Origin of the sequence: Streptomyces sp. NBC_00582 (assembly GCF_036345155.1) — a bacterium.
Classification (GTDB): Bacteria; Actinomycetota; Actinomycetes; order Streptomycetales; family Streptomycetaceae; genus Streptomyces.
Genome location: NZ_CP107772.1, coordinates 1,775,068 through 1,797,627, shown reverse-complemented (window position 1 = coordinate 1,797,627; position 22,560 = coordinate 1,775,068). Strand labels below are relative to the sequence as shown.

The following is a 22,560-nucleotide window of genomic DNA, read 5'->3' as shown; positions in this document are numbered from 1 at the left end:
TCGAGCCGTGTCGGGCGGCGGCATCCGTGGTGTTACGTAGATCGCCTACGTAGGTTCCCCGCCCGCGCTGTCAGTGGCGTACGGCAGGATGATCAGCAGGACGGGGCGCAGGGGGCGGGGAGATGACGACGGAACGGATGCCGCTGATCGGCAGGGACGCCGAACTCGGCCTGCTCGACCGGCTGCTGGCCGACCTCGCGGCGGACGCGCGGGGCCGCCCGGCGGTGCTCGACATCAGCGGCGAGGCCGGCATCGGCAAGAGCCGCCTCGCCCACGAACTGTGCCGGCGCGCGGCCCGCGGCGGAGCGACGGTCCTGCGCGGCCGGGCCACGGAGTACGAACGGCACCTGCCCTTCCAGCCGTTCACCGACGCCTTCGCCGACCTCGACCCGGCCGTCCGGGACTCCTTCCCCGCCGCTGCCGCGGTCGCCCCGGTGCTGACCGGCGCCGCCCACCACGCCGACCGCTTCGGCCTGCACCGCGCCACGGCCGCCCTGCTGGCCCACGCCGCCACCGCACCGCTGGTGATGGTCCTCGACGATCTGCACTGGGCGGACGCCGCCTCCCTGGAACTCCTCGACCATCTCGTACGCCACCCCCCGCGCGCCCGGGTCCTCCTGGCCGTCGCCCGCAGGGAGCGCCAGAGCCCCGCCCCGCTGACCGCGTCCCTCGTGCGCGGCACCGACACCGGGGCGGTGCGCCGGACGGTCCTCGGGCCGCTGGACGAGCGCAGTTGCCTCGCGCGGCTCACCCCCGGCCTCGACCACGAGGAGGCCGTACGGCTCTTCGCCGCCAGCGAGGGCAACCCGCTCTGTCTGCTGGCCCTCCTCCAGGCGCACCGTGAGGGCGCCCGGGTGAACCGGCTGTCCACGACCGGACTCGGCGCGCTGCTGCTGGACGAACTGACCCCGCTCGGCCCGGCGCAGCGCCGGCTGGTCGAGGTGGTGGCCGCACTCGGCGACCACGCCACCCCCGCCCTGCTCGCCGCGGTCACCGGCCGCGCACCGGCCGACCTGGCCGCCGACCTCGCCGAGCTGACCCGCCGCGACCTGCTCCGCGCCGGAGCGCACGGACGGCTGGCCCTGCGCCACCCCGTGCTGCGCAGCCTGGTGCACGAGGGCACCGACCCCTGGCGGCGCACCGAGACCCACCGGCTCGCCGCCGCCGCGCTCGCCCGCGCCGGCGCCCCGCCCGCCGAACGGGCCCACCACGCCGAGCGCTCCCTGTCCGGCTGGGACCCCGAGACGGCGGCCGTCCTGATCCAGGCCGCGGAACAGGCCGCGGACACCGCCCCCGCGAGCTGCGCGCACTGGCTGGGGGTGGTGCTCCGGCACCTTCCGCACACCCCGGACCACGCGGTCCGACGCCGTGAACTGACGCTGCGGCGGGCCCGCGCCCTCGGCGCCTGCGGCCGGCTCCGGGAGAGCCGCGACCTGCTGCACCAGGTGATCGCCCTGCCCGACCCGGCCGGGGAGGAGGCCACCGGGTCGCGGGCGTCCGCCGTCGTGCTGTGCGCCGTGACGGAACGCCATCTGGGCCGCTACTCCGAGGCGGTGGCCCTGCTCCGCCGCGAACTGCACCGCGACGACCCGGCGCCCTCACCGGCCGACCAGGTGGCGCTCGGCCTGGAACTGGGCTCCTCGGCACCGCACGACACCTCGTACCCGACCGTGCGCGCCGAGGTGGCCCGCACCCTCGCGGTGGCCCGCTCCCTCGGGGACGAGGTGGGCGTCGCCGGCGCGCTGGCCGTCGCCGCGCTGGGGGAGGCCTACGAGGGCGAGACCACCGAGGCCGACGGCTACGCCCGGCAGGCCGCCGCCCTCGTCGACTCGCTGCCGGACGACGACCTCACCGGCCTGTGCGAGCAACTGGCCCGGCTGGGCTGGGCCGAGGCGTTCCTGGAGCGCTTCGCGGACGCCGAGCGGCACGCCGACCGGGGCCTGGCCGTCGCCCGCCGCACCGGCCAACTCCACCTCCTGCCCCATCTGCTGCTGTGCAAGGCCCATGTGCACATCCAGATCTGCCGGCCCGTGTCGGCCGTCGAACTGGCGGACGAGGCCGAGGACATCGCCCGCGGCATAGGCAGCGACGAACTGCTCGCCTTCGTCCTCGCCACCAAGGCCCACGCGGTGGTGGCCGCCTGTCCGCCCGGCGATCCACGGCCCCTCGCGGTGGCCGAGGAGGCGGTCGTGGCGGCCGGGTCGGGCGTCAACTGGTGGGCGTCCGTCGCCCGCTGCGTGCTCGGCTACGCGGCGCTCACCGCGGGCGATCCGGCCCGCGCCCGCGAGGCGGTCCTCCAGGCCGGCGGCCCGGGCCTGCGCCGGCTCCAGCCCTCGATGCGGCCGCTGTTCCTGGAGGTCCTGGTGACCTCGGCCGTCGCCGTCGGTGAGGTGGACGAGGCGAAGGAGTGGGCCCTGCGGGCGCGTGAGGAGGCCGAGCGGCTGGACCTGCCGGTGCAGCGGGCCTCGGCGATGCGCAGCGCCGCCCACATCCCCCTCGGCCTCGGCGACGCCGCGGCGGCGGGGGACCTGTTCCTGGCGGCGGCCGAGGAGAGCGCCCGCAGCGGCGCGCAGTTCTGGGAGGCGTTCTCCCTGCTCCTGGGCGCCCCGCTGCTGGCGGCGGACCCGGACGGCCCCCGGCGGGGGCGGGCCGCCTGGCAGCGGGGGCGCCGGCTCGCCGCCGCCGGCGGGTCCGCGATGCTGACCGGCCTCGCCGACGCGATCGGACCCGCCGTGGCCGACGCCGTCGACGGCCCCGAGCGGCGGCTCGCCGAACTCACCGCCCGCGAGCAAGAGATCGCCGCTCTCGTCGCCGAGGGCCTCACCAGTCCCGCGATCGCCGACCGTCTCTGTCTGAGCCGGCGCACCGTCGAGACCCATGTCTCACGGATCTACCGCAAGACGGGAGTCTCCTCGCGGGCCGCCCTGGCGGCGCTGATCGCGGCCCGCACGTCGGGCCCCGCGTTCAGCGGCTGACCCACCGCCCGCTCAGGCCGTGGCGGTGGCGTCGTCGTACTGCCCGAGGAAGCGCAAGGCGCCCTTGGAGGCCCGGAACAGGTACAGGGCGTCCATGGTGTACCGGGTGCTCGTCCCCGTGTAGTGCAGCCGTTTGGTGATCCCCCGGTAGTCCGTCTCGCGCAACCGGCCCACGATCGCGCCCCGTTCGGCACGGTCCGCACCCAGCGAGGTCAGGGCGCGGGCGAGGAACAGGGTCGCGTCGTAGGCCTCGGCGGAGTACGGCGGCGGGGTGGCGCCGAAGCGGGCGCGGTAGGCGGTGACGAAGGACCGCGCGGCCGTCACCTCGGTCGGGTCGAGATACGCGGTGGCGAAGACCCAGCCGTCGGCGGCGTCCCCCGCCGAGCTCAGGAAACGGGGGTCGCAGGCGCGCTGGGTGGCCAGCCGGGCGCCGGAGAAGCCGGCGGAGCGCAGCGCACGGGCCAGCGCCGCGGCGCGCGCGTACCCTCCGCCGAACACCACCGCGTCCGCGCCGGCCGCCGTCACCGCCTCGGCGACGGCACGGAACGCCCGGTCCGTGCCGGCGTCGGCCGAGAGGGTCCGCCGGATCGCGGTGCGGCCCGAGCCCAGGGCCTCGGCGACCCCCGAGCAGACGCGCCAACTGAAGTCGCCCTCCGCCTCGTCGTCGACCAGCACCGTCCGGCGGGCCCCGACGGTGCGCACGAGATACGCCACGAGCGGCGCCGCGAGGGTCGCGTCGTTGGGGCGGGTGGCGGCGTACACCCGGTACGTGGCGGCGGGGACGTCGTCGAGGCCGACCGACACCGACACCATCGGCAGCAGCGCCTCCTGGTAGACGGCGAGGGTGGCCTTCGCACAGGCGTCGCTGCTCGGTCCGATCACGGCGCGGACCCGCTCGTCGGCCGCGAGCCGCCGGGCGATCTGCCGCGCCAGAGCCGTGCCGCCCTTGTCGTCGTGCACCTGGAGCGACAGCTCGAAGGTGCGGCCGGTGAGGGAGTTGAGCCGGTCGACGGCGAGCCGGACCCCGTTCTCCTGGGCGCGGCCCGTCGTACGGCCGCTCCCGCCGAGGTCGGCCTGCAGAGCGAGCGTCAGACGCGGCAGCGGGGTGGAGCCGCCCCGGCCCGCGCTCCGGCCGGGGCGTCCGGCCGTCCACCAGGCCGCCGTTCCGGTCGCGGCCAGCACCCCGGCGGCCGTCCCCAGCACCAGGAACCGCCGCCGGGCGGCCCTCCCACCGGAACCCGCCCCTCCGCCCGCAGCCGTCGCCCCACCGAGCCGGTCACCCGCCGCCGTCGTCGCACCGCCACCCGCGGCCGGCGCCTCCGGCACCTCCGTCGCCGACACCTCGGGCAGGGCGAGAACGGCGGCCGAACGCCGGGCGATCACCCGGGTCGACGACTCCGGCAACCACACCCCGCCGCCCGGCCCGGCCCCCTCCAACCCCCGCAGGACGTCCGTCACTCCCGGACGGGCGCTCGCCTCCTTCGTCAGGCAGGCGCGCAGCAGCGGAAGCAGCGGTTCCGGTACGCCGTTCAGGTCCGGCTCGTCGTGGACCGTACGCATCAGCGCCTCGGCGGCGGAGCCCGAGCCGAAGGGACGCTCACCGGTCACGGCGTACGCCAGCAGACAGCCGAGCGAGAAGACGTCACTGGCCGGCCCGATCTCCCGCCCCCGGCCCCGGGCCTGCTCGGGGGAGAGGAACCCGGGCGAGCCGACCACCATGCCGCTGGCGGTGAGGGCGGTGTCCTCCGGCATCCGCGCGATACCGAAGTCGATCATCCGGGGCCCGTCGACCGCCAGCAGCACATTGCCCGGCTTGACGTCCCGGTGCACCAGCCCCGCCCCGTGCACCGCGTCCAGCGCCTCGGCGAGCCGGGCCCCGAGGACACGGACCGTCGCCTCGGGCAGTGGCCCGCACTCCTCGACCGCCTCCGCCAGCGAGGGACCGGGCACGAACGCCGTGGCCAGCCAGGGCGAGGACGCGTCCGGGTCCGCTTCGAGGAGCGGCACCACCCAGGGGCTCGTGACCCGGCCCGCCGTCTCCACCTCGCGCCGGAAACGGGCCCGGAAGCCGGGGTCGTCGGCGTACCCGGCGCGGATCACCTTCAGCGCCGCCAGGGCACCGCCCCTGGAGCGGGCCAGGTACACCACGCCCATGCCGCCCGCGCCCAGCCGGCGCAGCAGCCGGTAGCCCCCGACCCCGGCCGGGTCGGCGCCGCGCAACGGCTCCATCGACGCCCCCTCAGGTGGCGACCTGGTACGGCGCCACGCCCTGGTACGCGAACCGGCCGCCGGTGACCTTCCACAGGTATACCCCGCTGCCGTCGACGACCAGCGCCCCGGTCGTCCGGTCGAACGCGAGGTTGCGGCTGATGCCCTCGTACGTGGCCGCGCGCAGCGCCGTCGTCAGCTCCGCCCGGGTGCGGCGCCCGACGGCCAGCGAGCCCAGGGTCCGCGACACCAGCTGCGCCACGTCGTAGGTCTCGACGGAGTACCGCTCGGGTTCCGCGTCGAACCGCTTGCGGTACGCGGTGGCGAACGCCTTCGCCTCGGGGGCCACGGCGGCGTCCATGACGGGCGCGACGATCGCCCAGCCCTCGGCCGCGTCCCCGGCGGCGGACAGGAACCGGGCGTCGAGCACCCCCTGGGCGCCGGCCCGTGCTCCGGGGAAGTCACGGCGGGTCAGTTCCCGGGCCAGCAGCGCGGCCCGGTCGTGGTAGCCGGCGAAGACCACCGAGTCGGCGCCCCCGTCGAGCAGGGCGTCCAGGGTCGGCGCGAAGTCGGTCCGCAGCGCGCTGACCACCTTCGGCACGGCCGGCTGCCGGTCGTCGCGCAGGATCCGGCTGAGCGTGCTGCTGATCTCCCAGCCGTAGGTGTCCGCCGCCCGGTCGTCGACGATCCCGATCGTGCGCGACTTGGCGGTGCCGCGCAGATACGCGTTGAGGTAGAACGGCAGGATCGTGTCGGTGACCCTGGCATGGAGGAAGGACCGGCTGCCCATCACGTCCAGCACCGTCGCGCCGGGCGACACCGCGATCAGGGGCAGCGACGCGGCGTCGTAGGTCGCCAGCGACGCCAGCGCGGTGGTGTCCGTGGTGGGACCCACCACGGCCAGGACGGTCCGGTCCGCGACGAGCTTCTTCGCCACCTCGGGCGCCCTCGCCGGATCACCGCCGTCGTCCACCGTCCGCACGGCCAGCGCGAACCGTGCGTCCCCCCGGGCGTTGAACTCGTCGACCGCGAGCCGCAGCCCCCGCTCCTGAGCCCGCCCGACCGCCTTCTGATCACCGCTCAGATCGGCGTGCAGCCCGATGGTGTACAGCGGCATGCTGTCCGACGGCGTCGCACCGGAGGCCGCTCCGCCGCCCCCGCCCCCGCCGAAGGGTGTCCCCCAGGCCGCCAGTGCGCCCCCTCCGGCCGCCAGCGCCGCCGCACCCCCGGCCAGCAGCAGGAGGCGGCGCCGGCCGACCCTCCGTTCCTGAGGCGCCGGCGCGGAGGGGGAGGGCACCGTCGCGTCCGAGGCGTCGATCTCGGTGTCGTCGATGCCCGGCAGCGCCAGCCCCGCCGCCGACCGCTCGGCGATGAGCCGGACCAACGGCTCGGGAAGCCAGCCCTCGTCCCCGGGGACCTCGTCCTGGGGAGCGGAGTCCTGGAGAGCCTCGTCCTCGGGAGCGGCGTCCTCGGGCACCGGGTGGGGCCCGGCGGGCCGGTCCGCCGCCTCGGGCCGCACCGCCCGCAGCGCCTCACGCGGATCGGGCGGCGAAGCGGAAGCAGCGGCCCCCTCCCCCTCGGGAAGCCCGGCGGGCGCGGACGACAGGGAGTGCGCCAGCGTCTCGGCCGAGGGCCGCCGCTCGGGGTCCTTCTCCAGACAGCCGCCCACGATCTCGGCGAGTTCCTCCGGGACACCCTCCAGGTCGGGCGCGTCGTGCGCCGTGCGGTACAGCAGCGCGTCGAGCGAGCCGGTGCCGAACGGGGGGCGGCCGGTCGCCGCGTACGCCAGCACACAGCCGAGCGAGAAGACGTCCCCCGCCGTCCCCGACTCCCGGGCGCCCCGCGCCTGTTCGGGGGAGAGGAAGCCCGGAGTGCCGACCACGACACCGGTCGAGGTGAGCGAGGTGTCCTCGGGATCGCGGGCCACCCCGAAGTCGATCAGCCGCGGCCCGTCCAGCGCGAGCAGCACATTGCCCGGCTTGACGTCCCGGTGCACCAGCCCCGCCGTGTGCAGCTCCCCCAGCGCCTCGGCGAGCCGTGCCCCCAGCACCCGCAGCGTCCCCGCCGGCAGCGGTCCGTGCGCGGCGACGGCCTCGGCGAGCGAGGGCCCCGGGACGAACGCGGTCGCCAGCCACGGCTGTTCCGCCTCGGGATCGGCGTCCACCAGGGGCGCCACCCACGGACTGCTCGTCCGGCGGGCCGTGTCCGCCTCGCGCCGGAACCGCTCCCGGAAGCCGGGGTCCTCGGCGTACTCGGCCTGGATCACCTTCAGCGCGACCAGCGTGCCACCGGCCGAACGGCCCAGGTACACCACTCCCATGCCGCCCGCGCCGAGCCGCCCGAGCAGCCGGTAGCCCGCCAGCCGGGCGGGGTCGGAGGTACGCAGCGGCTCCATCACTTCCCCTTCAACCGCTGCTGGATCCGCTCCAGCATCTTCGCCAGGGCGTCGGCGCCCAGTTGGTTCAGTTCCTGCTCGGTGTTGCCCTTCGCCCCGGTCACGGAGACGGCCGCGACGACCGTGCCGAGCCGGGCGACCATCCACCGGTACGGCTGGGCGGCGCCGCCGTTCTCGACGTACTGGCCGGCCTCCAGGACGGAGTCGTCGGCGTACTCCTGCTCACGCGTGCCGAAAGGGGTGCCGAGTGAATTCAGGCCGGTGATCCGCTCGTTGGCGCGGGGCTGCTGGTCCGGGCAGCGCAGCACCTCCTCGAGGGTGGTACTGAGCTGTTCGTCGGCGCCGAGGACGGAGGCGTGCACGGTGACCGCCGCGGTCACCTGCACCGCGCCCTTGCCGTCGCCGGCCGGGAGCCGGCTGTAGCGCGACGAGGAGGCCAGCACTCCGGGGGGCGTTTTCTCCCGCTCCCAACGGCAGTCGTCGTCGAGCACGGCCCAGGTGCCCGGGGTGCTCGCGGCCGGCTTCCGGGCGGCGAACCCCCGGCCCCAGTCGGCGGGGGCGAGCACCACGGAGTCGGCCAGGACCGCGCCGTCCCCGGAGGTCCGGGGGACCAGCGAGGCGTCGGGGGTGAAGACGGTGGACGCGGGGGTAGCGCCGGCCGAGGGGGTCGCCGTGGCACCGGCCGCGCTACGGCCCGTGGCTCCCGCCGAGGGTGAACCGCTCCCGCCGGAAGCGCCGGTGTCCGTCCCCTGGGCCGAGCATCCGGCCAGCAGACCCCCGGCCAGCAGCAGGCTCACCCCCCTGCCCCGCACGCCTCGGGCGTTTCCTCGCACTCGGTCCCCTCAACACGGCTCACGACGTTCGACACACCGAACGTAGACGGCCTCCGAGGGCGGCCACCTCCGTAGAACCACGTATCCGGCTACGTATTCGCCCCGGACTCACCCGGCCGCCCGGGCCGTCAGCAGGATGGACGATCTCCGGTGGCCCGCGCGGAAAACAGGCCCCGATACTCCTTGAGGGAGTCCCCGCGCCGCACCCCGGCAGGCGCTCCCCGTATCTCCGTTCTCCGACGCGGCGGCGCATCCCCTCTCTTCATGCGGCCGGTCACCCCCTCACGACAGGAAGGCTTCGGAATGTCACGTCTGGCGCAACCGGTGCCGCATCGAGTCCGGCGCGGCCGGGCCGCGATCGCCGCCGTCACCGCTGTCCTCGGCGCCTGCCTGCTGCAGCCCGCGTCGCCGGCCGCGGCCGACCCCGAGGGAGGCACCCGGGCGGCACCGACGGGCGTCACCGTCCTGTCCCGCAACTGGACCAGGCCCTGGGGCATCACCTTCCTGCCCGACGGGAAGAGGGCCCTGGTGACCGAGCGCTTCACGGCCGCCGTCTGGCTCCAGTCGAGCGACGGCACCAAGAAGAAGGTGGGCACCGTGCCCAACACCGTGCCCCCCTCGCCGAGCGGAGGCAAGGGCGGCCTGCTCGGCGTCGCCCCCTCGCCGACCTGGAACGGCACCACCGACCAGGACGTCTTCTTCGTCCACACGGCCGCCTCCGAGATCCGGGTCGTCCGGATGCACTTCGACGGCAGCGCGCTGCGCGACTACAAGGTCGTCCTCGGCGGTATCACCCGGGGCGGCGACCACAACGGCGGAAAGATCGCGTTCGGACCCGACGGCTATCTGTACGTCAGCGTCGGCGACGCCCTCAAGCGCAATCTCGCCCAGGACAAGAACTCCCTCAACGGCAAGGTCCTGCGCCTCACCAAGAGCGGCGCCGCGGCGCCCGGCAACCCGTTCGGCACCCGTGTCTACAGCCTCGGCCACCGCAACCCGCAGGGCCTCGCCTGGGACAGCCGCGGCCGGCTCTGGGAGACCGAGATCGGCGAGAACACCTGGGACGAGCTCAACCTCGTGGAGCCGGGCCGCAACTACGGCTGGCCGAGCTGCGAGGGCTCCTGCTCCAAGGCCGGCATGACCAACCCCAAGAAGGTCTGGCACCCGGACCAGGGCGGTGTCCCCGCCCAGATCGCCGTCAAGAAGGACGTCGTCTACGTCACGACGCTGCTCGGCCAGCGGCTGTGGGCCCTGCCGATCGACGGCACCGGCAAGGCGGTCGGGGCCGGGAAGTCGTACTACAACGGCAGTTACGGCCGGCTGCGGGCCCTCGCCAAGGTGCCCGGCAAGGACGAGCTGTGGGTCGGCACGACCGACGGCGGCGACAACAAGGACCGCATCCTCAAGGTCACCGTGAAATGAGACGCGATCACCGGTGACGCCCGTCCTCGAGGTCACCCTCGGGAACACACCTTCCCCGGACCCCCAGGCTCCCCTCACCGAGGGGTGAACCCAACCCCAGCGAAAGGAAGGTACGCACCATGAACGACACCACCGAGCGGGCGGAGCAGCGGGCCGCGACCACCGGCGCGACGGCCGACACGAGCGTCTGGCGGACGCCCGGCTACACGGTCGTCGACACCGCCCTCGAGGTCACCGCCTACTCCCTCGCGGCCCGCTAGCCCGCCGCCGTGCTGCTGCAGCTGCTCGGCACGGCGGCCGGCGGCGGCATCCCGCAGTGGAACTGCGCGTGCCCCGGGTGCTCCGGGGCACGCGCGCATCCCGAGCGCCGCCGCCGGCACGCCTCCCTCGCGGTCCGCACGGACGAGGGCCGCTGGTACCTCGTCAACGCCACCCCCGACCTCGGCGACCAGATCGAGGCGCACCCGGCGCTCCACCCCGGGCCCGGCCCCCGGCAGACACCGATCGCCGGAGTCGTCCTCACCGACGCCGAACTCGACCACACCCTCGGCATCGCACGCCTGCGCGAGGCGGACGCCCTGGAGATCCACGCCACGGCCCCGGTCCGCCACGCCCTGGAGGACCGCCTCCGCCTCGGCGAGGTCCTCGGCCCCTACACCGCCCTGACCTGGCGGGAGTTGGCCCGCCACGGCGCGCGCTCCCTCGGCCCGCCCGACGAGGGCCTGCGGATCACCGCCGTACCCGTGTCCGCCAAGCGCCCCCGCTACGCCGCCGACGCCCCCGAGGACGAGGCCTGGGTCGTCGCGCTGCGCCTGTACGAACCCGCCACCGGCCGTACGGCGCTCTACGCCCCCGCCGTCGCGGTCTGGTCCGAGGCCCTGCACCGGGCCGCCGCCGAGGCCGACTGCGTGATCGTCGACGGCACCTTCTGGGACGAGGAGGAACCCCGCCGCACCGGCATCTCCTCCCGCACCGCCACCGGCATGGGCCATCTGCCCATCGACGGCCCGGACGGCACCGCGGCCGTCCTCGCCACGCTGTCCGCCCGCTGCTACTACACGCACCTCAACAACACGAACCCCCTCGTCGATCCCGGCGCGGCGCAGCACAAGCGGCTCGCCCGGCTGGGAATCGAGGTGGCCGACGACGAGTTGGTGATCGAGCTGTGACCACGACCCTCGCCCCCCGCCCCGCGACCTCCTCGGCCGACGCCGGGAGCCCCGCCGGCGAACCCTGGAGCCCCACCGCGTTCGAGGACCGGCTGCGCGCGGTGGCCCAGGAGCGCTATCACGACCGGCACCCCTTCAACGTCCGGATGCACGAGGGCGACCTGAGCCCCGAGGAGGTGCGGGCCTGGATCGCCAACCGCTTCCACTACCAGCGCCACATCCCCGTCAAGGACGCGCTCATCACCGCCAAGCTGGACTCCCCGGAGCTGCGCCGGCTGTGGCTGCGGCGCATCGAGGACCACGACGGCCGCGCGGAGGGGGAGGGCGGCATCGAGCGCTGGCTGCGGCTCGGTGAGGCGGCCGGCCTGGACCGCCGCGCCCTGCTGACCGGCGACACCGTCCTGCCGGGGGTACGGCTCGCGGTCGAGGGGTACGTCAACTTCTGCCGGCTGCGGCCGCCGCTGGAGTCCGTCGCGGCCTCGCTCACCGAGCTCACCGCGCCCGAGCTGATGCGGACGCGCATCGACGCCTTCGAACGCCACTACTCCTGGATCGATCCCGAGGGCCTCGCCTACTTCCGTAACCGCGTCGACCAGGGCCGGCGCGACAGCACCGAGGCCCTCGCCCTCGTCCTGGACTGGGCCCGCACCCGCGAGGACCAGCAGCGGGCCCTGGCCGCCCTCACCTTCAAGTGCGAGGTGCTGTGGGCCCTGCTCGACGCGGTCCAGCAGGAGGACCCCGTACGGCGGGAGCGCCCCCTGCACGACGAGCGCCCTGAGACGGACAGCCGGCCGTGGCGGCGGGGCACCGCCGACGACGGCCGGCCGGGGCCCGCCGGCGGGACGGACGACGACGGGGCGGCGCAGCGGGACCCGCGGCCCTGGCGGGTGCGGGCATGACGGTCGTGGCCGACGCCGCGTGGCGTCCCTCCCTCGCCCCGGCGCTGATGCTGCGGCACGACCCGGTGCGGGGCGCGGACCTGCTGGTCCTGCCCGAACGGGTCGTCGTCCTCGAAGGCAACGCGGCTCAGATCGTCGGCCTGTGCGACGGAACGCGTACCGTGCCCTCGATCGTCGGTGAACTGGCCGCGCGCTTCCCGGGCGCCCCGGTGGCCGCCGAGGTGCCCGTCTTCCTCGACCGGCTGCGCGGGGAGGGCTGGCTCAGATGACCGCCGACGCGCCGCCGGCCCGCCCCTGGGCGCTGCTCGCGGAACTCACCCACGCCTGCCCGCTGCACTGCCCGTACTGCTCCAACCCGGTCGAACTGGCCCGCCGCTCGGGCGAGCTGAGCGCCGACGAGTGGACGGACGTCCTGCGGCAGGCCGCCGCCCTGGGCGTCGTCCACACCCATCTCTCCGGTGGCGAGCCGCTGCTCCGTGCCGACCTGGAGCGGATCGTCGCCGCCGCCGAGGCCGCCGGGATCTACACCCAGCTGGTCACCAGCGGCACCGGCCTGGACGAGGCCCGGCTGACAGCGCTGTGCGAGGCGGGTCTGCGCAGCGTGCAGCTCTCGGTGCAGCACTCCGACGCCCGGGCCAACGACCGCATCGCCGGGCGTCCGTCCGCCTTCGCCGCGAAGGAGCGGGCCGCGGCCCTGGTGCGCCGGGCCGGGCTGCCCCTCGGCCTCAACGTCGTCCTGCACCGCGACAACCTCGACTCCGTGGGCGAGCTCATCGACCTGGGCGAGGCCTGGGGGGCGGATCGCGTCGAGCTGGCCAACACCCAGTTCTACGGCTGGGGCCTGCTGAACCGGGCGGCGCTGCTGCCGACCCGTGAGCAGCTCGCCCGCGCCCGGGAGACCGTCGAGCACCGGCGCGAGCGGCTCGCCGGCCGCATCGACCTCGTCTGGGTCGTCCCCGACTACTTCGACGGGGTCGCCAAGCCCTGTATGGGCGGCTGGGGAGCGGTCTCCCTCACCGTCACCCCCGACGGCACCGTGCTGCCCTGCCCGGCCGCCGCCTCCCTGCCGGACCTCGGCCCGCCCAACGTGCGGGACCACCCGCTCGCCTGGATCTGGGACGCCTCGCCCGCCTTCACCCGCTACCGGGGCACCGCCTGGCCGATCACGGGCCCCTGCAACACCTGCCCCCGCCGCGAGGAGGACTTCGGCGGCTGCCGCTGCCAGGCCCACGCCCTCACCGGCGACCCGACCCGCACGGACCCGGCCTGCGCCCTGTCCCCGGACCACCCTCTCCTGCGCACCCTGACCGATCCCGGTACGGCCTCTGCCCCGCCGCCCTACCTCTACCGCCGTCCCCGACAACCGACTCCGGGCGCCGTCTGAGCGAGGGTGAGCCGCGCGACCTCAGGGGCGCGGGGCTACTCCACGTCCGCGACTACCGACCCCACCCGCTCCGCCAACGTGGGATCCCGCCGCACCAACACCGTGGCGTAACCGACGGAGGCCACGAGCGCCACCAGCGCCACATACGGAAACCAGCTGTACGGCGCCGGCTGTCCCGGCTTGGCGAGGTAGTACAGCGGAACCAGGATCGCCAGCGCCCCCACCGCCGGCAGCACCAGATGCCGTACGGTCCGGAACTCCTGCGGCCGGTAGCGGCGGTAGTACAGCGGCAGGGCGATGTTGGAGGCGAGGTACACCAGCAGGATCAGCAGCGCGCCCAGGCTGGAGGACTCGGTGAAGAAGACCACCGGGTCCATCCGGCCGCCGTCGCGCCCGAGCAGATGCCCGAGCCCCCAGCCGCCGATGATCAGCAGCGAGGTGACGGCGAAGGTGACGATCGCGTTGTTGGGCGTACGACGCGTCGGGTGGACGTAGCCGAAGAAGGACGGCAGCAGCCCCTCCCGTCCGGCGTTGAAGATCAGCCGCGCCTGTGAGTTGATGCCGGCGATCAGCACACCGAGGGTCGAGGTCAGCCCGCCGACGTAGGCGAGGAACGCCAGCGCGCCGAGGGTGTGCCGGGCGACGTCGATGAACGGGATGGGGGAGTCGCCGAGCGCGGCCGTGTCGTAGCCGAAGCCGGTGACGGTGGCGTAGGAGAAGAGGATGTAGCTCACTGTCATGATCGCGACGGAGGAGAGCACGGCGCGTCCGACGTTGCGCCGCGGGTTCTCCGTCTCCTCGGCCAGCGCGGCGGAGTTCTCCCAGCCGATGAACAGGTACACCGCGAGCGGGAAGCCGGCCGCGAGACCGCTGAGGCCGTGGCGCAGATGGCCGGGCAGGAACGGGGCGGCGGACAGCTCGCCGCGGTGCTCGACGAGTGCCGCCACGGAGACGACGACCAGCACCAGCATCTCCACGCCGAAGAAATAACCGGCCCATTTGGTGGAGACCACGATCCCGCGCAGCATCAGCACCACCGACACCCCGGTCAGCAGCAGCGTCCACAGGATCCACGGCAGGTCGATGCCGGTGTAGTGGTGCAGGGTGATCTGCACGAACCCGCCGGAGATCGCGATCACGGAGGCCATCGCGATGATGTAGCCGAGCCCGGCGAGCAGCGCGGTGGTCACGGCGCTGACGGGCCCGAAGGTCTTGCCGACGAAGGTGATGAAGCTGCCCGCGGAGGGGTGCGCCCGGGAGAACTCGGCGAGCGTGTTGCCGAGCAGCGCGACGGCGACGCCCGCGGCGGCGATGGTGAGCGGGGAGGCGACGCCCGCGGTGGTGGCGAGGAAGGCGAAGCCGAAGAAGAAGCTCATGGCCGGGCCGACGTTGGCCATGGTGGCGGCGGCGATGTCCGCCATGCCGAGCACACCGCCGCGCAGGCGCTGGGGCGTTCCGCCGGCGGGGCCCGACATCGGCGGCGGGCCGACGGCTCCGGGGTCGGACATGGCGACTGCTCCTTCGGGGACGGGGGCGGTGCGAGGGAGGCGACGACGGGCGCCGGCCGTCAGGCCGGGCGGACCTGGTGGTGTTCCTTCACGGCGCGTACGGCCGGGTCCATCGCGCCGCGGCCGAGTTCGGTGAGCAGGTCGGTGTGACAGCGGTTGCGGGCCCGTACGACGTCGGGGCCCGGGGCGGGCAGGAGCAGGCACTGGCGGCCGAGCAGATCGGCGGCGAACTCGCGGATCCCGGTGCCGCCGAGCAGCTCGGCGAGGTCGAGGTGGAAGCGGGTCTCCAGTTCGACCAGCCGGGCCGGGTCCTCGGCCAGGTCCATCTCCGCGACCAGTGACCGCAGCCCGTCGAGCGCGTCGTCCGGGACCTCGCCCGCGCCGTGCGAGACCAGTCCGCACTCCAGCAGCAGATGGAAGGAGTCCAGAGCGGCGGCCTCCTCGGCGTCGTGCATCAGGGCGACGACGGTGTCCCAGTCCGGGGCGACGAAGGTGCCGCCGGCCCGGCCCCGCCGCCGGTCGAGCAGGCCGTCCTGGCACATCCCCTCCAGTGCGCGGCGCACGGTGATCTCACCGATCCCGAGTTCCTCGGCGAGGACACCCGCGTCCGGCAGCCGGTCACCCGGTGCCACGGACTTCAGGCGTACCCGCAGCGCGACCCGGGAGCGGACCAGGTCCGACCCCGTCTGACTCCCACCGGAGCGCAGGCGGGTGTCCCCGCCGCCGTAGGGCCCGAACTTGCCCGCTGGATTCACCACGGCGCCACCCTAACTGCCTGCTGAGCGGGGTCACGGCGTGGTGCACGGAGGGCTCCCGGAAGAGGCGGTTCCACGGTTGCCTGAAAAATAGAGCAAGGTGAACACTTAAACAAGTCTTGTTCTTTTCGATCGTGGTGAACTAATTTCCCGCCTCGACAGCCCGTCCCCTCCTCCCCCGGATGTCGAGATGACCACAACCCTCCCCGAAGCGCCTCCCGCAGAGCCCGGTCTGAAGGCCGGTCTCAAGAACCGCCACCTGTCGATGATCGCGATCGGCGGCGTCATCGGCGCCGGTCTGTTCGTCGGCTCCGGCTCCGGCATCGCCGCCGCCGGCCCCGGCATCCTGATCTCCTACGCCCTCGTCGGCGTCCTCGTCGTCCTCGTGATGCGGATGCTCGGCGAGATGGCGGCGGCCAACCCCACCTCCGGTTCCTTCTCGGCCTACGCGGACCGGGCACTCGGCCGCTGGGCCGGGTTCACCATCGGCTGGCTCTACTGGTTCTTCTGGGTCGTCGTCCTCGCGGTCGAGGCCACCGCCGGCGCCAAGATCCTCGCCGGCTGGATCCCCGCGGTCCCCCAATGGGGCTGGGCCCTGATCGTCATGGTCGTCCTGACGGCCACCAACCTGGTCTCGGTGAGCTCCTACGGCGAGTTCGAGTTCTGGTTCGCCGGCATCAAGGTCGTCGCGATCGGCGCGTTCATCGTGATCGGCGCCCTGGCGATCTTCGGCCTGCTGCCCGGCTCCGACCACCCGGCGTCCGGCTTCTCCAACCTCACCGCGCACGGCGGCTTCCTGCCCAACGGCCCCGGCGCGATCCTCACCGGTGTCCTGATGGTCGTCTTCTCCTTCATGGGCAGCGAGATCGTCACCCTCGCCGCCGGTGAGACCGCGGACCCGCGCGGCGCGGTCACCAAGGCCACCAACAGCGTGATCTGGCGGATCGCCGTGTTCTACCTCGGCTCCATCCTGATCGTGGTCTCCCTGCTGCGCTGGGACGACCCGGCGATCCTCAAGGACGGCTCGTACGTCGCCGCCCTCAGCTCCATCGGCATCCCGCACGCCGCCCAGATCATGAACGCGATCGTGCTGACCTCGGTGCTGTCCTGCCTCAACTCCGGCCTGTACACCGCCTCACGCATGGCGTTCTCCCTCGGCCGCCGCAGCGACGCCCCCGCCTCGTTCGGCACGACCACGGACCGAGGGGTGCCGCGCGCGGCCATCCTGGCCTCGGTCGTCTTCGGATTCGTCGCCGTCGCCTTCAACTACCTCTGGCCCGACACCGTCTTCCAGTTCCTCCTCAACTCCTCCGGCGCCATCGCCCTGTTCGTCTGGCTCGTGATCTGCTTCTCCCAGCTGCGGATGCGCAGGATCATCCAGCGCGAGGCGCCCGAGAAGCTGGTCGTCAGGATGTGGCTCTACCCCTACCTCACCTGGGCCACCATCGCCCTGATCACCTTCGTCCTCGGCTACATGCTCACCGACACCGCCGACGGCGGCGGCCGTGACCAGGTCGTCCTCTCCACCCTGGTGGCCATCGGCGTGGTGGTCGTGGCGGTGGTCCGCCAGCGCCTCGGCCGGGCCGGCACGCACGACGCCGCGACCTCGTCGACGTCGTAGCACCCGCCCCGCGACCGAAGGCCGGACCCGTCTCTCCTGCGGCGGGTCCGGCCCCGTCGGCGTGCGGGCGCCGCCGGTCAGGCGAGGGGCTTGCCCTCGCGGAAGCGGCGCAGCCCCTCGGGGCCCTCGACGACCGCCGCCGTGAGCTCCTCGACGCTGGTGTCCTCACGCCGCGCGTCGAGGATCTTGCGGCCGTGGTTCATCACGATGTGCCGGTCGCAGATCTGGAACGCGTGGTGCAGGTTGTGCGTGACCAGCACCGAACTCACGCCCTCCCGCTTCAGCCGCAGCAGGTAGTTCAGCAGCGCCTCGGTCGCCCGCACCGCCAGCGCGCTGGTCGGCTCGTCCAGGATCAGCAGACTGCGCTTGAAGTGCACCGCGCGGGCGATCGCCACCGCCTGCTGCTGTCCGCCGGAGAGCGAACCGACCAGTTGACGCGGGCTCTTGATGCCCTCGATGGTCACCACGCTGTCGAGGATCCGCGCGGCGATCTCGTCCATCTTCCTCAGCCTCAACAGCCCGAGCGCGTTGGTGAGTTCCCGGCCCATGAAGATGTTGCGGGTGATCGTCATGGACGGCACCAGCGCGGAGTCCTGGAAGATCGTCTCGACGCCGCGCCTCTCGGTCTCCTGCCGGTTGAGCGTGGTCAGCCTCTCGCCGCGCCAGAGGTAGTCGCCCTCGTCGGCGACGACCACCCCGGACATCGTCTTGACCAGGGTCGACTTGCCGGCGCCGTTGTCACCGAGCAGACCGACCACCTCACCCTGGTGGATCCGGAAACCCACGTCGTCGAGGACGGTGTTGGCTCCGTACCGCTTGGTGATGCCGGACAGCTCCAGCAGGACCTCGCCCGTGGCCTGTTCCGTGGCTTCCGCGGTGGCGGTGGGGGACATGGGTGCTCCGTTTCCGGTGGTGGGCTCGGCGGCGCTCACTTCGCCTTCCCCTCGATCAGTCGGTTGAAGAAGGCCGCGGCGACGATGATCAGACCGACGAACAGGTCCAGATAGAAGCCGGGCGCACCACCGAGCAGCAGGATGTCCTGCACGGTGAGGATGAGTGCCGCGCCGAGCACCATGCCGAGGACGCTGCCCCGGCCGCCGGACAGCGCGACCCCGCCGACGACCGCGGCCGCGATCGCCTTCAGCTCCATGCCCCGGCCGGTGCCCGGCTGCACCGAACCGGTACGTACGGCGGTCAGGACGGCGGCGAGCGCCACGCACACCCCGAGGACGCCGAACGCGATGATCTTGACCCGGTCGGGGTTGATCGAGATGGCACGGGCGGCGGCGGGGTTGCCTCCGACGGCGAAGACATGGTTGCCGAGCCGGTGGCGGTGCACCAGCAGCCAGAACACCACCCCGACGCCGACCATCCACAGCGCCTGACCGCGGAAGAAGCCGAGGTCGGCGGTGAACACCTGCTTCACGGTGTCGCTCGGGATCATCAGCGCGGCCGTGGTGCCGTTGTAGAAGAGCGCCGCGCCCTCCCAGAAGAGCATCATGCCGAGCGTCACGATGAAGGAGGGGATCTTGGCCTTGGTGACGAGCAGCGCGTTGAGCAGGGCGATCGCGACACCGGTCAGCAGGGCCATGCCGGTCGCGGTCCAGGCGCTCGACCCGTCGGAGTACCAGCGGGTGAACACCAGCGCGCAGAAGGTGAAGTTCGCGCCCAGCGACAGATCGAACTCACCGGCGATGATCAGGATGCCGGCCCCGATGGCCAGGATCGCCAGCACCGGGATGCTCTGACTGAGGACGTTGAAGTTCGACTTCTCCAGGTAGGGGAAGCCCACCGGGTCCACCAGGTAGGAGATGACGCAGCCGAGCTGCACCAGGACGAAGACCAGGCCGATCTCCAGCGCGCCGCGCCCGCGGATCTGGCGCAGGCGCTCGGCCAGCCGGTCGGAGGTGGAGACGGGGGCGGAGTCCGCGAGAGTCCGCTTCCGGGCGGCCACGCCCGTGGTCGTGGTGTCCGGGTCCGTGACGGCGCCCCCTGCCGCCGGGACGCTCCCCGCGGTCACCTGACCGCTGCGCTCGCTCATGGTCGTACTGCCTTCCTGAAGTGGGGTGGGCGGAGCGGCGGGCCGGGATGGTGCCCGGCCGCCCCGGGCCGAATCGTCGGCGGGAGATGTGGTGCAGGTGGGTGCCGACGGGGTGGTCAGCGGACCTTGCCCGCGAGCTCCTTGGCGATGCCGACGTTGGCCTTGTCGACCAGGCCGCTGCCCCCGGAGTTGATGCTGGCCGGGCTGAGACCGAAGTCCAGCTTCAGACCCAGCTCCATGACGGTCTGGAAGCCCTGCACATAGCCCTGCTGGTCGGCCGCGGCGTCGATGGCGCCGGACTCGATGCCGCTCACGATCTGCGGCGCCAGGTCGAAGCCGACGACCGGCACCTTCACCCCGGCGTCCTCCATGGCCTTGACGACGTTGCGGTGCGGGGTGCCGCCCAGCGGGACGATCGCGGCGGTGTCCTTGTGACCGAGCAGGTACTGGGTGATCTTGTCGAGCGCGGCGGAGTCCTCGATGCCGGTGCCCAGGATCTCCGTCCTGGCCCCCGCCTCCTTCAGCGCCCGCTCGACGCCGGCGTGCCGCTGGACGGCGTAGACCTGGTCGGGGAACTCGACCGGGGTGAGGACGGTGTCGCCCTTGCCGATGTCGGGGTTGTGGGCGAGCAGGCGCTTGCCCAGCAGGTAGCCGACCTCCTCGAAGTCCTGGCCGACGAACCCGAGGGTGCACGCGCCGACCGTGCCCTCCTGGGTGATGTTGTAGCTCATCACCGGGATGCCCGCCTTCTGGGCCGCGCAGACGTTCTCGGTGTACTTGTTCGGGTCGTCGAGGACGACGGCCAGCGCCGCCGGCTTGTCGGCGACCGCGCTGCCGATCAGGTCGTTGTACTTCGCCTGGTCGCCCGAGCTGGTCTGGAGGTTGAGGTCCAGGTTGAGCAACTGGGCGGCGTCCTTGGCGCCCTGGGCGATGGTCGTCCAGAACGGGTCGCCCGGATCCTGCGGGAGCAGGAAGGTGACCTTGCGGTCCTTCGCCTTGCTGCCGAGACCCGACGAGAGCGCGGTGCCCTTGGCCGAGGCGGACGCGGTGTCGCCGGAGCCCCCGGAACAGCCGACGGCGAGCAGGGCCAGCGCGGGGACGACGGCGATCCAGCGGGCTCTTCGGGGGGAGTGAGCGGAGTGCGACATGGTCCTACCTCTCTTATGAGGAATCAGAACGGCGCGGAATGAGATGAGGTCCTGAATTCGCCGCGATGCGATGCGGTCGGCGACCTCGTTGGCGAAAATTAGCGCCTTTCCGGAGGGGGGTGTCAATACGGTGGCGCACGTGGAATTCCAACGAAAAGGTCACGTGATCTGTAGGTCGTTCTGACTGGTGGGGAGGGTGTTTTTGGGCAGCGGAAAGGGCCCTGCCGGGTCGCGCACAGCGCTCGGCAAGGCTCTTTCTTCGCTATTTTCGAATTAATTCATTTATTGCTCGGACGGTGATTCGCTCAGACGGCGAGTTCCTTGGTGATGCGGTCGAGCATGAATGTGGAGGACTCGTGGGCGCGCTCCTCCCAGGCGAAGACACAGGCCGTGGCGACCCCGTCGAAGTCCAGCTCGCGCAGCGTCCCGAAGAACGCGTCCCAGTCCACCTCGCCCTGACCGATGTCGAGGTGCTGATGGATCCGCGCGGTCGTGCCGGGCGGATTGAGGATGTAGCGCAGCCCGGAGGAGCCCTTGTGGTTGAAGGAGTCCGCGATGTGCACGTGCTGGAGCTTGTCGCCGGCGTAGCGCATCATCGCCGCGATGTCCGCCGTCGGGTCCGCGCCCGAGAGATGGAAGGAATGCGGCGCGCAGTAAAGATAGTTCACCCACGGCTTGTCGACCGCCCGGACGAGATCGACGGCGGGGTTGTTCTCCTCGCAGAAGTCGTCCGGGTGCGCCTCCAGGTTCAGCGCGATGCCCTCGCGCTCGAACAGCGGGAGGAGTTCCTCGAGGGAGCGCCAGAACGCGGCCTCGCTCTCGGCGGCCTTCTCGGGCCGGCCGTTGAACTCACTGTTCATGAGCGGGCATTCGAGAGCGGCCGTGATCTCGATCATGCGCTTCCAGTAGCGGACGGCGGCCTGCCGCTCGGTCTCGTCCGGCGAGGACCACTTGTACAGCGGCAGCACCGAGGACAGTCGTACCCCGTGCGTGCGCAGGGAGTTCTTGAGCTCCTGGACGCGCTCGTCGTCCGCCCGCGGATGCAGGAAGAACGGCATGAAGTCGTCACGCGGCGACAACTCGATGTACTCGTAGCCCAGTTCGGCGACCGTGCGCACCATGTCGTCGATCGGCAGGGCGCGGAACATGTACGGGTCGAGGGCGATTTTCACGCGGTGCCTCCGTAGAGGGTGGGGCGGGGCTTGAGATCGGTGGCGACGACGCGGCCCGACTCCAGGGCCTCGACGGTCGCGGCGGTGATGACGGTGGCGGCGTAGCCGTCCCAGGCGGAGGGCCCGGTGGGCTCGGCACCGACCGCCAGGTTCGCGATCCACTCGCGGAACTCGGTGTCGAAGGCGTCCGCGAAGCGGCCGACCCAGTCGGTGAGGACCGTGGTCGTCTGCTGTCCGGCGTGGCGTACGGCGACCGAGGCCGGGTCGGGCAGCCGGACCAGGCCCTCCTCGCCGACCGTCTCGCACTGGATGTCGTAGCCGTACTGGCAGTTGACGAACACCTCCAGGTCGATACGGACGCCCTTGGCGGTCTCGAACAGCATGATCTGCGGGTCCTTCAGATGCTCGAACCGCTTGCTCGTCGACCGCGGCGCGACCACCTGGGCGGAGACGATCTCGTCGTCCAGCAGCCAGCGCAGCACGTCCACCTCGTGCACCGCCGTGTCCACAGCGGCCATCGGGGAGGTGTACGACTGCGGGACGGTCGGGTTGCGGTGGGCGCAGTGCACGATCAGGGGCTCGCCGATCCGGCCGGAGTCGATGACCTGCTTCATCTGCCGGTAGCCGGCGTCGTAGCGGCGCATGAAGCCGACCTGGACGAGCCGGCGGCCGTGGGCGGTCTCGGCTTCGATGATCTTGAGGCAGTCCTCGGCGGTGGTGGCGAGGGGCTTCTCGCAGAACACGGGCTTGCCGGCCGCGATGGCGTCGAGGACGTGCTCGGCGTGGGTCGGTCCCCACGAGGTGACGAGGACGGCGTCGACGTCGTCCGCCGCGATCACGGCCGCGCCGTCGGGAAGCACCCGGGCGCCGACCGGAGCCGCCGCCTCCGCGGCGCGGGCCGCGTCGATGTCGGTGACCGCGGTCACCCGGGCGCCGGTGACGGTCTCGGTGAGCCGACGGATGTGCTCCTTGCCGATCCAGCCCGCGCCGATCACTCCTACGCGTACGGTCATGGTCATTCCTTCAGGGG

At 73.0% G+C, this 22,560-nt stretch carries 17 protein-coding genes and 1 pseudogene; 8 read left to right on the top strand and 10 right to left on the bottom strand.

What is annotated here, in order from left to right:
* Positions 1-122 precede the first annotated feature (122 nt).
* Positions 123-2,975: an ATP-binding protein gene (locus OG852_RS07530; protein ID WP_330347410.1), complete on the top strand. Its 2,853-nt coding sequence runs from the start codon at positions 123-125 to the stop codon at positions 2,973-2,975.
* A gap of 12 nt (positions 2,976-2,987) precedes the next feature.
* Here OG852_RS07530 and OG852_RS07525 read toward each other — a convergent pair whose 3' ends face one another.
* Genes OG852_RS07525 through OG852_RS07515 form a run of 3 tightly spaced genes read right to left on the bottom strand, consistent with a single transcriptional unit; the run spans position 2,988 to position 8,390 of the window.
* Positions 2,988-5,204, bottom strand: coding sequence for a bifunctional serine/threonine-protein kinase/ABC transporter substrate-binding protein (locus tag OG852_RS07525; protein WP_330347409.1), 2,217 nt, complete (start codon positions 5,202-5,204; stop codon positions 2,988-2,990).
* 10 nt (positions 5,205-5,214) lie between these two features.
* Positions 5,215-7,578: a bifunctional serine/threonine-protein kinase/ABC transporter substrate-binding protein gene (locus tag OG852_RS07520; protein WP_330347408.1), complete on the bottom strand. Its 2,364-nt coding sequence runs from the start codon at positions 7,576-7,578 to the stop codon at positions 5,215-5,217.
* Positions 7,578-8,390: a hypothetical protein gene (locus OG852_RS07515; RefSeq protein ID WP_330347407.1), complete on the bottom strand. Its 813-nt coding sequence runs from the start codon at positions 8,388-8,390 to the stop codon at positions 7,578-7,580. Before OG852_RS07515 ends, OG852_RS07520 begins: the two co-directional genes overlap by 1 nt.
* 345 nt (positions 8,391-8,735) lie before the next feature.
* On the opposite strand from OG852_RS07515, the gene OG852_RS07510 reads away from it, so the two are divergent.
* The 6 genes and pseudogenes from OG852_RS07510 to pqqE all read left to right on the top strand — a co-directional run bounded on the left by OG852_RS07510 (position 8,736) and on the right by pqqE (position 13,285).
* The gene (locus OG852_RS07510) at positions 8,736-9,833 is read left to right on the top strand and encodes a PQQ-dependent sugar dehydrogenase (RefSeq protein WP_330347406.1); all 1,098 of its coding nucleotides are present in this window, start codon (positions 8,736-8,738) and stop codon (positions 9,831-9,833) included.
* A 119-nt stretch (positions 9,834-9,952) separates the two neighbouring features.
* On the top strand, positions 9,953-10,093 hold the full coding sequence (pqqA, locus tag OG852_RS07505) for a pyrroloquinoline quinone precursor peptide PqqA (RefSeq protein ID WP_133917592.1): 141 nt from the start codon (positions 9,953-9,955) through the stop codon (positions 10,091-10,093).
* Positions 10,094-10,102: 9 nt separating this feature from the next.
* Positions 10,103-11,002, top strand: a complete 900-nt coding sequence (gene pqqB, locus OG852_RS07500) for a pyrroloquinoline quinone biosynthesis protein PqqB (RefSeq protein ID WP_133917591.1) — start codon at positions 10,103-10,105, stop codon at positions 11,000-11,002.
* Positions 10,999-11,739: pseudogene (pqqC, locus tag OG852_RS07495) on the top strand (pyrroloquinoline-quinone synthase PqqC); the annotation flags it as partial. The gene pqqB and the pseudogene pqqC, both read left to right, overlap by 4 nt.
* 158 nt (positions 11,740-11,897) lie before the next feature.
* Positions 11,898-12,170 carry a pyrroloquinoline quinone biosynthesis peptide chaperone PqqD gene (gene pqqD / locus OG852_RS07490; protein WP_133917589.1) on the top strand — a complete coding sequence of 91 codons (273 nt, stop codon included), beginning with the start codon at positions 11,898-11,900 and terminating at the stop codon, positions 12,168-12,170.
* Positions 12,167-13,285, top strand: coding sequence for a pyrroloquinoline quinone biosynthesis protein PqqE (pqqE, locus tag OG852_RS07485; RefSeq protein ID WP_133917588.1), 1,119 nt, complete (start codon positions 12,167-12,169; stop codon positions 13,283-13,285). Before pqqD ends, pqqE begins: the two co-directional genes overlap by 4 nt.
* Before the next feature lie 35 nt (positions 13,286-13,320).
* Here pqqE and OG852_RS07480 read toward each other — a convergent pair whose 3' ends face one another.
* Both OG852_RS07480 and OG852_RS07475 read right to left on the bottom strand, forming a co-directional pair.
* Positions 13,321-14,793 (bottom strand): APC family permease, encoded by a 1,473-nt coding sequence (locus OG852_RS07480; protein ID WP_133917587.1) that lies wholly within the window; start codon positions 14,791-14,793, stop codon positions 13,321-13,323.
* Between the two features lie 59 nt (positions 14,794-14,852).
* A complete protein-coding gene (locus OG852_RS07475; RefSeq protein ID WP_133917586.1) occupies positions 14,853-15,551 on the bottom strand; it encodes a FadR/GntR family transcriptional regulator in 699 nt (232 codons plus the stop codon).
* Positions 15,552-15,738: 187 nt separating this feature from the next.
* Between OG852_RS07475 and OG852_RS07470 the strand changes: the two genes are divergently transcribed.
* The gene (locus tag OG852_RS07470; RefSeq protein ID WP_330347405.1) at positions 15,739-17,169 is read left to right on the top strand and encodes an amino acid permease; all 1,431 of its coding nucleotides are present in this window, start codon (positions 15,739-15,741) and stop codon (positions 17,167-17,169) included.
* Positions 17,170-17,246: 77 nt separating this feature from the next.
* On the opposite strand, the gene OG852_RS07465 is transcribed toward OG852_RS07470, so the two are convergent.
* The 5 genes from OG852_RS07465 to OG852_RS07445 form a co-directional block, all read right to left on the bottom strand.
* A complete protein-coding gene (locus tag OG852_RS07465) occupies positions 17,247-18,062 on the bottom strand; it encodes an ATP-binding cassette domain-containing protein (protein WP_330347404.1) in 816 nt (271 codons plus the stop codon).
* A 35-nt stretch (positions 18,063-18,097) separates the two neighbouring features.
* Positions 18,098-19,210 carry an ABC transporter permease gene (locus OG852_RS07460; RefSeq protein WP_133917583.1) on the bottom strand — a complete coding sequence of 371 codons (1,113 nt, stop codon included), beginning with the start codon at positions 19,208-19,210 and terminating at the stop codon, positions 18,098-18,100.
* A 116-nt stretch (positions 19,211-19,326) separates the two neighbouring features.
* The gene (locus tag OG852_RS07455) at positions 19,327-20,358 is read right to left on the bottom strand and encodes a sugar ABC transporter substrate-binding protein (protein ID WP_330347403.1); all 1,032 of its coding nucleotides are present in this window, start codon (positions 20,356-20,358) and stop codon (positions 19,327-19,329) included.
* A gap of 305 nt (positions 20,359-20,663) precedes the next feature.
* A complete protein-coding gene (locus OG852_RS07450) occupies positions 20,664-21,530 on the bottom strand; it encodes a sugar phosphate isomerase/epimerase family protein (protein WP_330347402.1) in 867 nt (288 codons plus the stop codon).
* Positions 21,527-22,543 carry a Gfo/Idh/MocA family oxidoreductase gene (locus tag OG852_RS07445; protein WP_330347401.1) on the bottom strand — a complete coding sequence of 339 codons (1,017 nt, stop codon included), beginning with the start codon at positions 22,541-22,543 and terminating at the stop codon, positions 21,527-21,529. Before OG852_RS07445 ends, OG852_RS07450 begins: the two co-directional genes overlap by 4 nt.
* Positions 22,544-22,560 lie beyond the last annotated feature (17 nt).